This is a genomic window from Chamaesiphon sp. (assembly GCF_041738855.1).
Classification (GTDB): Bacteria; Cyanobacteriota; Cyanobacteriia; order Cyanobacteriales; family Chamaesiphonaceae; genus Chamaesiphon.
This window is the reverse complement of the sequence record NZ_JBGSPA010000088.1, coordinates 1-12,094: the sequence shown is the minus strand read 5'-3', so window position 1 is coordinate 12,094 and position 12,094 is coordinate 1. Positions and strand designations below refer to the sequence as shown.

Below are 12,094 nucleotides of genomic sequence, written 5' to 3'. Positions count from 1 at the left end.
TTAATGCCACAGACTGCTGTGAGTCTACTTTTATTAGAAATCGAGCGTCAGCGAGAATTTCTGTTGTCACAGGGGCTGGCATTCGAGTTAGTTTCACTGGAAATTTAGTGCCTATATACTAGTGCAAGATGTGAGTTTACTCGCGATCTAATAAGAGATTAGAATTGCTCGATCGCTTTAAGAGCAGCGAGATACCGATCCTGCACATCTTGGCGATCCAACTCCTCCACAATTCCAGTCTGGCTGCCACGTTCGACCGTCTCTGCATGACGCTTTAATGCGGTGCGATCTAGTTTCCGGTGTGTAAACGGTGCGATCGTGGCGATCGCCTCCAATAACCGCATCGTAACGGCAACACTGGACTGACCGTACTGCCGAATCTGGTTGAAGGCAGCATCGATCGCATCTGCAAATTCTAGCGGTTCGGCAATAACCCGCAGCCGATGGCGATCGTCGTAGCGGTAGGGAGGCGGAATTTCTCTTTGGGCGAAATGACACAGAGCCGCACTCAACTGGTCGATGCAGCGGATCGCCGTAAACGGATCGTTAATTCCTGGAGACAAGGCGCGTGCGGCAATTTCTACCAATTGGTCGATCGAAAACTCTAGATCTTGCTGCTCGGTGCGCTGAATCCCGATCTCAACTGTATCGGCAATCTTGGCGGCTAGCTGCCGATCGATCTTTTCTCCAGGAAAGACGCGCATCAGTTGACTTCCTTTGACGACAAAGCGACCGGGTCGCCGCTCGACTCGGAGCAGCAGATTGTGTTCGGTGGCAATCTGCATCAGTCGATCGTCATCGATCGCTTGAATATAGCCGCTTTCTCTAGCTGTGATGGCACGGGAAAGGCGATCGAAGTCAGCAGGAATAGCGGCTAGACTCTCCTCCTCTGGCTGCTTTGAGGCACTGCGTCCGATCTGGTCGGGAAAAAGTCGATCGATCGTCCGATCGAGATCGTCACCCACTTTTTTGATGACTCGATCGACCTGAATCGATATGGCGGAATGATGAATAAAGTAAATCAACACGCCAATACTGGCGATCGCCAAACCAATCCCGACAGTTACTGCCAGGTGCGGGACAAACTCATTTTCTTCAACCCCATTAATCGTGCGTAGCACCATCAAACAATACACAAACGTGGCAATGAAGGTGCCCAGGACGACTTGGTTGCCAGTGTCTCGGATGAAATTACGCAGCAAGCGCGGGCCAAACTGAGAAGATGCCAACTGAAGTGCGACGATCGTAATCGAAAAAGCCGTGGTCGCAACGCTCATCATCGAACCCGCGATCGCCGATAGGATGGCACGCGAACCGCTAGGACCGAGGGAATAAGTCCAGCCTAGTTTTCCGATGATGTTGGTTTCTCGGCTCTGGTCGATCCCAATGGTAATAAATGACAGCCCGATCGCCAGCACCAACATCAGAGTTGGCACAAACCAGAAGCTAGAATGTAATGATTCCCACAGTTTGCCTAACTTAGCGGATTTCATCGATCGGTTTGAGTAGTAGGGCTGGACGAATTGCTGTTAGCCGCTGGCGTAACCTGGGGTCGATCGCGATCTTGCGCCAACTGTTTGAGCATGTTGGTGATACTGCGCGGCTTCGGCACTTCGCCGTTGCCAGCGGGCCAACCTTCGCGCTGCTGGCGGCGATCGCCATCGGTTGCTTCGGTCTGGTCGTGAAATAAAATCTGCTGGGTGGGGAAGGGTAAATCGATCCCATTTGCCACCAGCTTATTTTTGATATTTGTCAATACCCGATCTTGCAGGTCGAGCACATCAGCCCGACGCGGCGGCTGCACCCACCAGCGAGCGCGAATATTCACCGCGCTACCTGCTAGCTCGACGACGATCGCATCAGCCGCAGGGCTGTCTAGCACCCCATCTATTTCATTCATTGCCTCCAAAATGAGTCGTCTGGCGGTGTCGATATCATCGCCATAGCCAATCCCGATGTCATACTCCAATCGGCGATTTTCAAAGGCGGTATTGACAATCACTGAATTGGTAAATAGTTCTGAATTAGGAATTACAATCCGCCGACCATCATAGGTGCGAATTGTTGTCGCGCGGGTTTGAATCTGTTCGACGGTGCCCTCAAAATTCTTAAAGACAATTTGATCGTCAATTTGAAACGGTTCAGTTAAAAGGATTAAAATACCTGCTAAAAAGTTCTGGAGAATATCTCGAAATGCAAACCCGATCGCTACTCCACTAATTCCCAATAACTGCACTAGATCGCTAGCTTTGAGCGAGGGAATGATAATCGACAGGGCAATAAATAATCCCGTCAGAATTGTTGCTCCTTGTGCTAATCTTCCCAGTACTAACCCCAAATTGTGAGCCTGACGGCGATCGCGTGTCAATCTTCTGACTAATTGTTTGAGAGTTCTGGCAATAAAAAAGAAAATGGCGAAGACAATCAGTGCCAAGACGATATTTGGCAATAAAATGATGAAGTCACTTGCCATGTTTTGGATTTTGCTCCAAACAGTAGATATTTCTGTATTCACAATATAAATTACCAATACATCTAAATTAAACTTGTCCCAAAACGATCGGATGAACATCTACCAAAAGTTAGGTATTGACATCAAAGGTCGGTCGAAACTTACTCCCGTTCTGGCTTGAAGGTTGTGCCTCAGATGCTTGAGTTGTGATGGATCTTGTTTGCATGGGCATGACTTTATCCAGGTAATCTAATCAGTTGGACGATGCAGCCAGTTAAACACGCTTAACGCTGCCACCACGCCGACAAAATGAGCCGTTATCCCCGTAGTATTTGCCGCTGCCACAAACACATCCACCGATCGAATGCTGCGGTTGGGGTCATAAATGGCGACTCATTGGGGTAGAGCGACCGACTTAGACAATAGCACTCCGATGGTTGCACCCGTCCCTAAAATCATCAGCACTATACCGATTAATCCCGTAATTACACTCAGTTTTAGTACCTGCATCACCTTGGTGCGGCGAGGACGAATCGCATGGTTGGGGTTGTTAAGTCGTTTGGCAAACCGAATGAGGCGGAATGCCAAGTAACTCCCAAATAGCAACACCAACACCCCGCAGACTGCCCAAAAAATGCCCACGCCTAGACCTGGAGTAGTGGTGGTGACAATACCAGCTCTAGGGAGTCCCGTTGGTAGTGCGATCGATTGATTGAAACTCCGTCCAGCAATTGCCAGCAACAACAGCACGCTCGAAACCGCTGCCAGCCCAACTTGCATGACAAAGCTTACCCAAGCAGCAATCCGTAAAATGGTTACTACCTGTTCAAAGCTGGGATGTGAAGATGTCTGACGATCGGTTTGCATGGCATTTTTAGCTACTATGGTCGAAGTAATTTAGCGAGTTAACGACCGACGATATAGTTGGTAGCGGGATTGCTAGGCAGCGGCGTAATTTTTCCTTGATATACCAAAGCTTGATGAATTAAAGCACTAACTTCGCCGCGAGTTGCCGCTTTATTTGGGTTTAATACTCGTCGCTCTGGATAGTTCACCACAATTCCGGCAGCAGTTGTCTTCGCAACCGCATCGACAGCATTCGGCGGAATCTGCGCGGCATCCCGATAGTACTTACTGATAGCGATCTTGCCATTCGGCGCAGGTGGGGTGCTGCTAGCCGTTGGAGTTGGCGGAGTGGCAGCGGCAACCGCATTTGCTGGTGCAGTCATAAATGGCTGCATTAGTGTCATGATGGCCAGGGGAAACATCATTGGTTTCTTTGCACGCATGTTTGCAGGCGGCTGGGTAGCAGGTGCTGGCGTAACAGCCGGAGCCACACGAGCACTAGCGGCAGTAGTTGCAGGCAAGTTGAGCTTTCGGGCTAGCGAAGTTAATACTTGGACTTTGGTGACGGGTTGCTTGGGGCGAAATTGTCCACCTGGATAGCCGTCCATGAATCCCATTTCGTATGCCTCTTTAATTGCCGCCGATGCCCAGTAGCCATCAGGAACATCTGTATACGTGCTGCCACTGCGAATCTGTCGCACTGGAGCTTTATCGAAGGCTTGGCGTAGGATCGCTGCAAATTCATCGCGACCTACAGATTTTTCGGGGCGAAAGGTATTGTTGGGATAACCCGTAACGATATTGCGTTGTGCTAAAGCTTGAATGAACGGCTGCGCCCAATAATTTTGCGTATCTGGAAAACTGGTATTTGCTGTAGTATTTGGCAACGCTGGCGCTGGAGCTTGAGCCGTAGCTAAATAAGGCGCGATCGCGCCAGCCATCAAACCGACTACTAACATTGCTACGCCCACAACAGAACTCAATTGCGAACGCAGGATCTTAACTTTTACTTTACTCATTTTCTTACCTCTAATTATTTCTAAATTTACCGATCGAATCGATCGATTAAAATGATATTGTGAACAACTAAATTAATCTTTATTCATTACTTTCAAGTATTGCTTTTGCTTTCAAGAGTTCTCGATGCTTTTCCTTGCTAATCTTTGGATAATGGAGATTGAGTTCTTCCAACTTGGTATAAATAATCCTAGCTACGACTAGCCGCGTGAACCATTTGCGATCGGCTGGAATAATATACCAAGGTGCCCATTCAGTACTGGTATGATTAAACATGTCTTCATAGACAGTCATATAGTCATCCCAGCGAGCGCGCTCTTTTGCATCATTAATAGAGAACTTCCAGTTCTTCTCCGGTCGATCGATCCGTTCCAAAAAGCGTTCTTTTTGCTCTTCTTTGGACACATTCAGGAAAAATTTAAGGACGATCGTCCCGTTATTTACCAGATATTTCTCAAAGTTATTAATTTCTTCAAAGCGGCGTTCCCAAATTTGTTCGTCGATTAAATGTGGTGGAAGTTGTCGCTGCTCCATAACTTCTGGATGGACTCGCGTGATTAATATTTCCTCATAATGAGAGCGGTTAAAAATGCCAATTCGCCCTCGTTCTGGTAGAGCTTTGGAACATCGCCATAAATAATCATGATCCAATTCTGTTGCTGAAGGAGCTTTGAAGCTATAGACTTGGCATCCCTGGGGATTAATCCCAGACATAACGTGTTTGATGGTACTATCTTTACCCGCAGCATCCATCGCTTGAAAAATAATTAGTAAGGAATGGGTATTTTGGGCGTAAAGCAGGTATTGATATTTGGCGAGACTCTTAATGCCCGCTTTTAATTGAGCTTTGGCTTTCGACTTTTTGAGATGACTGGCTTTAAAACTCGGATCGTAATCTTTGGCAAGATTGATTCCCGGTCGTGGGGTCACGAGAAAAGGACTAATTAAATCGTCTAGTTGCTCGATCGGAAATGGGTGCGATGGTGAATCGGTGTGGCTATGGTTGAGGGCATTGGTTGGCATAGTTTGAGTTTCCTGTATCTGGGCGATGAATTAGTAGTGCCACGGGCACGATCTGTTTAAACGGGTTGATAGATCGCGCCCAGCTCTTATTCGCATTTGCTTTACAGCGGTTGCGCCAGATCCTTCGAGTCATCAACCCAGTAGCCCTGGCGATTGTAATGTTGATGGAGTCGAGTTTCGTAATCCCGCATTAACAGTGTCTCCTGCATATATTCCGGCGATTGTTGGATGATTTCGCTCGGCAGATTGATGAAGACTTTCGACTCCTCCCAGCTCACCCGCTCGATCCATCGCGGTGAAACTAGAACTTTTTTTCCCGACCACCAATTGACTGTATCGACGATTAGATACCGAATTGCCCACGTTTGGTCATCGATGATAAAGTCCTCGACGTGCCCGATCTCGCCATCTGTAGCTTGAATATGATAGCCACTTACCTCACGAGTGCTCCGCAAATTGGGATCTCCCTTTTTCTCTGCTGGGGCGGATTTGTCCCATTGTTGGGGATCGCGCTGAATGTAAGGGTAAGCTCCCCACATGGACATGCCACCCCAATAACTTGGGTACCCATAATATCCGTAATAATCCAGCTCGAATTGTTGCGAAACGGGTTTATCGCTGCTCAAGGATGGACTATTCTCAATCTGCTGCTTGGTCAAATCGACGGTGATGTACTCCTCTACCTTATCGGCCGCCACCAGTGCATATGGGGAAATCAGCACCTGTCGGCCCGTCAGCCAGCCTCCGGTGTCAGCAACTAGATAGCGAATCGTCCAGTGCCGATCGTCGAAGTAGAATTCTTTTGCCTTGCCGATTTCGCCGTCGAGGCTATTCAATTTAAAACCTTCGAGGGTTTTGGCTTTGATTAACATATTACAACTCCCTTAAATTATTTGAGTTTTACGATCGGCTGTTTATCGATCGCTCATTCGTCCGAGCGTAGTTTCTAGCAAATGTTTCATTTTCTCGGCAGCACCACTAACAGCCTGCTCTGGTGTTGCCGCTCGATCGGTCACGGCGATTGGTTGGTGGCTGGCAAGACGCACTTCGAGCAGGCAGCGTTTATCGTCAGTGCCAAATTTCTCGCCGCTATTCTCATCGCTGAGATGAACTTCCACCCGCGTGATTTGCGAGCTGAAGCGATCCAATGTGTCCCGCACCACAGTTTCAACTGATTGAGTCAGCATGGTGTTACCTTCGATATTACTGTCGGTTTCGACTTGAATTTTCATGTGTTTATTCTCCTAGTTTAAGTTTAGTAGAAAAGCTCCGATTGACTCTCTGCATTTAGGTAGATACAACGAGCTTTAATAGTGAAATAAATTTTAAATAAAATGCAATATTACTATCGGTTTTAGCCAAAAATTTTAAACTATAGTTTTCTTTTTAAGCATCAAATTACATTAGAACTATGCTGGCGATCGCGCTGGTATTTGTCTGTCAACGATTGTTAATAAAATCGATCGCCGATCGCAGCTAAATCTAACGGGAAGGCGGGAAAAACAATACTGGCGACCAGCTCAGACGCAGTAATTCTGCTGCAAAACTAGCTGTAATCCACTCCTGAAATTTCCCGATCGTGCCAGTAGAAATGGCGATCGCGCTAATTTCCTCCATTTGAGCTAGCTCTAGAATCTCGGTTAGCGGCGTTCCCCGGCGTAAGTCTGTTGTTACTTGTAAATTTGCCGCCTCTAGATCGACTTTGATGTCAGCCAGGAGGTTTTGCTCGGTCTGAGTGGGGATGTCGCCAGTCACCCAAGACAGCACGCACCGCTCCAGATATCGATCGGTCTGTTTTTGAGCCAACTGCTTTAGCTGTTGCACCAGAAAATTGGCTGCTGTACTGCCGTCGTAAGGAACCAATACAGCGCGCAATAAATGCTGGCAACGGAGCCTTAGCTCCTCCGCAGTAAATGCCGCAATTAACTGCGGACGGAGAATCAGCAGTGGAATCGTCGTGCGGCGAGATAGTTCGGTCATCGTACTGCCCCGCAGTATATCGACAAGCAAGTTGTGCGGCTGGGAACCCAGAACGATCGATTCAGAGCCATAGCTATTCGCAACCTGAAGAATCGTCTCGACAGATTGCCCCGATCGCACCTCAATGTGGACATCGACCCCAGCCGGACTCGATCCAACTGCCGCATTCAGTCGCGCTTGAGCTTGTTCTATGCGATCGTTATCACTCTTGGGAATTGTGCGCTTTTCTAAGAGCGGAACGACGTGGAGAAACACAATTTGCTTCATCCCGCCAGCCGCTAAAGCGTCAGTATAATGCGCCAGCCGCTGCAAACCATCCTTGAAATCCGTGCAAATTAAAACTCGTTCAAACATAACTATTTACTCCAAAACAAAGAAGATTCTGTACAGATTGCCAGAACTCTAAATTCAGCTTTATCGATCGACAGTTGATGCGACCGACTCAGACCCATGTTGGTGCTCAGATGTTTGCGGTCGTTCGCTACAATCGCGAATCAAAGTGGCAACTAACCCCGTCCAACCCGTTTGATGATTTGCTCCCAACCCAGCACCGTTATCGCCATTGAAATGTTCGTAAAATAGCAACAAATTGCGCCAGTTAGGGTTGGTTTGAAATAGGCGATTACCGCCATGCACTGGGCGATTTCCGGCAGCATTTTGCTCAAAAATGCAGATCGATCGGTGCGATAGTTCGGTTGCCACTTCTGCTAGTGTCAGCAACTGTCCCGATCCGGTTGGACATTCGACTGTGAATTCATCGCCGAGATAAGTGTGAAACTTCTGGAGCGATTCAATTATCAGAAAATTCATCGGCAACCAAATTGGCCCCCGCCAGTTGGAATTGCCGCCAAACATGCCTGTTGTCGATTCGGCAGGTTCATAGGCAATGGTGTGTATTTGTCCCCCTTCTGCGAATGTGTAGGGCTGGTTGGCATGAATTTTTGAGAGCGATCGCACTCCGTAAGGGCTGAGGAACTCGGTTTCATCTAGCAAGCGGTGGATGATGTGTGGAAGTCGATCGATCGGACTGACGATCGCCAGCAATCGTCTGGCTTGCGATCCTGGCGTTGACAAAGCTGCTATATTATGGTGAAGATTGGGGCGATTGTTGATAAACCACTCAAAGCGACGTTTGAAATCGGGTAATCGGTCTAAGGTAGATGATTCTAAAATTGCGGTGGCAAATAACGGAACTAGTCCGACCATCGATCGAACTTTTAAATGGTGATATCGACCGTCAGGTAAATGTAAAACGTCGTAGAAAAACCGATCTTCTTCATCCCACAACGGTACATGTCGATCGCGGACACAATTCATCGCATCGGCAATATACAAAAAATGCTCGAAAAACTTGCTGGCAATATCTTCATAAGTGGAATTAGTTTTGGTTAACTCCAGGGCGATCTCTAACATATTCAAACAATACATTCCCATCCAACTAGTAGCGTCGGATTGTTCGAGATATCCACCTGTCGGTAGTGCCGCACTGCGATCGAAGATGCCAATATTATCTAATCCTAAAAACCCACCTTGAAAAATGTTGTTGCCGTTGTCGTCTTTCTGATTCACCCACCAGGTAAAGTTGAGCAGTAACTTCTGAAATACACGCTCTAGAAATTGCGAATCGCTGCGACCATATACTTCCTGCTCGATCTGGTAGACGCGCCAAGTCGCCCACGCATGAACGGGCGGATTTACATCGCCAAAATGCCACTCGTAAGCGGGAATCTGCCCATTTGGGTGCATATACCATTCGCGTGTGAGCCGTTCTAATTGGCGTTTGGCAAAGTCGGGATCGATTGTCGCTAGGGGAATGCAGTGAAAGGCCAGATCCCAGGCGGCAAACCACGGAAATTCCCACTTATCGGGCATCGAAATGATGTCATCGTTAAACACATGAATCCAATCCGAATTGCGCGGATGGTGACGCTGCGGTGGCGGTTGTGTCGGGTCGCCCTGGAGCCAATCTTCCACCACGTAATGATAGTACTGTTTCGTCCACAGCAATCCGGCAAATGCCTGTCGTTGAATCTGCCGTGCATCGTCTGAGATCCGATTGGGGGTGATGCGCTGATAGAATTCGTCCGCTTCTTGCTGCCGCAGTGCAAACACATTTTCAAATTCGGCGAAAGGTGTGGCTAAATCGGCACGATTTGTCAGCCGTAACTGGATTGTTTGCGCTTGGTGGGCATCTAAAGTAAGTTCGTAATCGGCGGCGACTTTGGTGCCGATCTGTTGGGGATTTACAGCGTCAGTCCGACCGTGTACGATGTAGTCGTGAATGCCATCCTTGACATAGGGCGACGAGTTTTGAGTACCGAATAATCGATCGGAATTAGTCTCATTTTCGGTAAATAATAGGGCTGTGGATTGGCAATAGAGATAGCGATCGCCCAAAGTAGGATGGTTGGCAGTGATGACACTACTCGATCCGGTACTTTCTCCTTGCTGTAACTGCGGTTTGGGACTATTAAGATCCCACGACCAAGTATTCCGAAACCAGAGTGTTGGCAATAAATGAAGCGTTTGCCGTTCCGCGCCGCGATTGATGGCGGTAATCTGAATCAGAATATCTTCATCCGTGGCTTTGGCATACTCAATATAAATATCAAAATAGCGATCGTTATCAAACACACCAGTATCTGCTAACTCAAACTCCGGCTCGTGATAACCCCGGCGTTGGTTCTCCTGCACGAGTTGGGTGTAGGGAAAAGCGGCGTGTGGATACTTGTAAAGATACTTCATGTAGGCATGGCTGGGCGTGTTGTCGAGATAGAAGTAGTACTCTTTGACATCCTCGCCGTGATTGCCTTCGGAGCCAGTCAACCCAAATAGCCGCTCCTTGAGAATCGGGTCTGCTCCGTTCCACAAGGCGATCGCAAAACACAACCGTTGATGATTGTCAGAAATTCCGGCAATCCCATCTTCACCCCACCGATACGCCCGCGACCGCGCCTGCTCGTGCGGAAAATGCTCCCAAGCCGCACCATCAGCACTATAATCTTCCCGCACGGTACCCCACTGACGCTCGCTCAAGTACGGCCCCCATCTGCGCCAATAGGCTTGGCGATCTCGGTCTGCTGTCAGTCGGTTCTCTTCTGCGGTCATGATTAGGGATTAGGCTTTAGGGATTAGGGATTAGGCTTTAGGCTTTAGGCCGACCAAGATTCGCGAAAATCAGCGTAAAGCGTCAGTCCACCATCGATATACAGTGTTTGTCCGGTGATATATGCGGCTTCATCTGAAGCCAGAAATGCTACAGCCGCCGCCATCTCTTCAGACGTGCCAGCCCGCCCCATTGGGATATGGCTCTCGACAACAGCTTTTTTGTCTGGATTTTCGATCCAGTCTTGATTGATTGGGGTTACGGTCGCCCCAGGCGCGATCGCATTGACTCGAATCTGTCGATCGGCATATTCTAATGCCAGTGTTTTGGTTAGATTCCCCATCCCACCTTTGCTAATCGAATAACTCAAATATGTAGGACGCGGAATAATTTCGTGGACGCTAGAAATATTGATGATAGTGCCAGCTTGTTGTCGCGATAATAGATGTTTAATTGTTTCTCGCGCGCACAGAAATGCACCCCGAAGGTTGACATCTAAAACTCGATCGAATTCATCTGCTGATAGTTCGTGTGTCGGAGACTCGGTTTGGATTCCGGCATTATTAACCAGAATATCCAGACTGCCAAATCGATCGATTACCGTATTAATTAGCTCGATCGCCTCATCTTCTTTAGATACATCACCCTGGACGATTAGCGATTTTACGCCACAATTTTCGACTTGCCCACAAGCTTTCTGCATCGCCTGTTCTTCAGTTTCGGCGGCTTCTTCGGCACTTTTGCGGTAGTTAATGGCAATATTGCAACCTTCTTGAGCGAGTCGAATGGCGATCGCTTGACCGATTCCCGAACTCGCTCCAGTAATTAGGACATTTTTTCCAGTTAATCCTTTCATATTTAAACCATCACGATTGCTCAAATTCCTAGCCAACTATCTTAAGTATCAAACACAAATATGACGCAATAGTGACAGCATAGAAGTTTGCTCTGAGGATGTCGCATGTTGTCAATGTAGATCGGGCTATGTAACAAGCCTGTAATAGCTGCTATTCCTCATGCAGAAGCGATCGGATCAAATTACAAAACCTTCAGCGTAGATTTGTGGTGGATGTTGATACGGCAAACTCCGACGGCACGATCGGCACTCCGCGTTGTCGAGCATAAACTTTGGTAAAAACTGCACCTGAAAACAGAACTTGTGCGGCGTAAAAAATCCAGGTAATTACGATCGGGAAAGAGCCTGCCACACCATAACCAGAGCCGATGTTTGCCATGCTCAAAAATACGCCGAATAATGCTTGTCCTGCTATGAAAAGTAGCGCGGCGATCGTTGCGCCCATTAAGGTATTGCGCCAGTGAATTTCTACATCTGGCAAGATCGTATACATCGCAGCAAAGACCATAATAATTAAATTAAAGGAGATGAGCCAGCGCAGCATTAGCCAGAGGCTGCCTAATCCAGGCAACCACCGATCGAGCGTACTGACAATGACCGCAAGTAAGCTATTAGCAATCGCCGCAACTAACAGCAGAAACACGATTGCCAAAATCATCGTAAAAGACAATATCCGTTTGCGGAGAAAGTGAGCGATCTGTCTTCCTGGAGCTGGCTGGACTTCCCAAATTCGATCGAGAGCCTGCTGAATTTGGGCAAAGATACTAGATGCACCAACGACGAAGAAGCCTAAATTCATCGCCAGTTGTAATGG

The 12,094-nt window shown here is 47.9% G+C and carries 10 protein-coding genes and 1 pseudogene; all 11 read right to left on the bottom strand.

Features of this window, described 5'->3' with window-relative positions:
- Positions 1–158: 158 nt before the first annotated feature.
- Positions 159–1,493 carry a DUF2254 domain-containing protein gene (locus ACEW9I_RS08670; protein ID WP_373539948.1) on the bottom strand — a complete coding sequence of 445 codons (1,335 nt, stop codon included), beginning with the start codon at positions 1,491–1,493 and terminating at the stop codon, positions 159–161.
- Entirely contained in the window at positions 1,490–2,515 is a 1,026-nt protein-coding gene (locus ACEW9I_RS08665) for a mechanosensitive ion channel family protein (protein WP_373539949.1), read from the bottom strand. Before ACEW9I_RS08665 ends, ACEW9I_RS08670 begins: the two co-directional genes overlap by 4 nt.
- 186 nt (positions 2,516–2,701) lie before the next feature.
- Positions 2,702–3,319, bottom strand: a pseudogene (locus ACEW9I_RS08660) (DUF3611 family protein).
- A 38-nt stretch (positions 3,320–3,357) separates the two neighbouring features.
- Positions 3,358–4,317: an S-layer homology domain-containing protein gene (locus ACEW9I_RS08655; protein WP_373539947.1), complete on the bottom strand. Its 960-nt coding sequence runs from the start codon at positions 4,315–4,317 to the stop codon at positions 3,358–3,360.
- A 79-nt stretch (positions 4,318–4,396) separates the two neighbouring features.
- Positions 4,397–5,338, bottom strand: coding sequence for a polyphosphate kinase 2 family protein (locus tag ACEW9I_RS08650; RefSeq protein WP_373539946.1), 942 nt, complete (start codon positions 5,336–5,338; stop codon positions 4,397–4,399).
- Positions 5,339–5,439: 101 nt separating this feature from the next.
- Complete coding sequence (locus ACEW9I_RS08645; protein ID WP_373539945.1) at positions 5,440–6,210, bottom strand: PRC-barrel domain-containing protein; 771 nt, start codon at positions 6,208–6,210, stop codon at positions 5,440–5,442.
- A 42-nt stretch (positions 6,211–6,252) separates the two neighbouring features.
- Complete coding sequence (locus ACEW9I_RS08640) at positions 6,253–6,570, bottom strand: HPF/RaiA family ribosome-associated protein (RefSeq protein WP_373539944.1); 318 nt, start codon at positions 6,568–6,570, stop codon at positions 6,253–6,255.
- A gap of 250 nt (positions 6,571–6,820) precedes the next feature.
- Positions 6,821–7,672 (bottom strand): universal stress protein, encoded by an 852-nt coding sequence (locus ACEW9I_RS08635; RefSeq protein ID WP_373539943.1) that lies wholly within the window; start codon positions 7,670–7,672, stop codon positions 6,821–6,823.
- 60 nt (positions 7,673–7,732) lie between these two features.
- Positions 7,733–10,426, bottom strand: a complete 2,694-nt coding sequence (locus ACEW9I_RS08630; RefSeq protein ID WP_373539942.1) for a glucosidase — start codon at positions 10,424–10,426, stop codon at positions 7,733–7,735.
- A 44-nt stretch (positions 10,427–10,470) separates the two neighbouring features.
- Positions 10,471–11,280 carry a glucose 1-dehydrogenase gene (locus ACEW9I_RS08625; RefSeq protein WP_373539941.1) on the bottom strand — a complete coding sequence of 270 codons (810 nt, stop codon included), beginning with the start codon at positions 11,278–11,280 and terminating at the stop codon, positions 10,471–10,473.
- A gap of 193 nt (positions 11,281–11,473) precedes the next feature.
- Positions 11,474–12,094 (bottom strand): YihY/virulence factor BrkB family protein (locus tag ACEW9I_RS08620; RefSeq protein ID WP_373539940.1); only part of this gene is annotated, 621 nt, incomplete at its 5' end.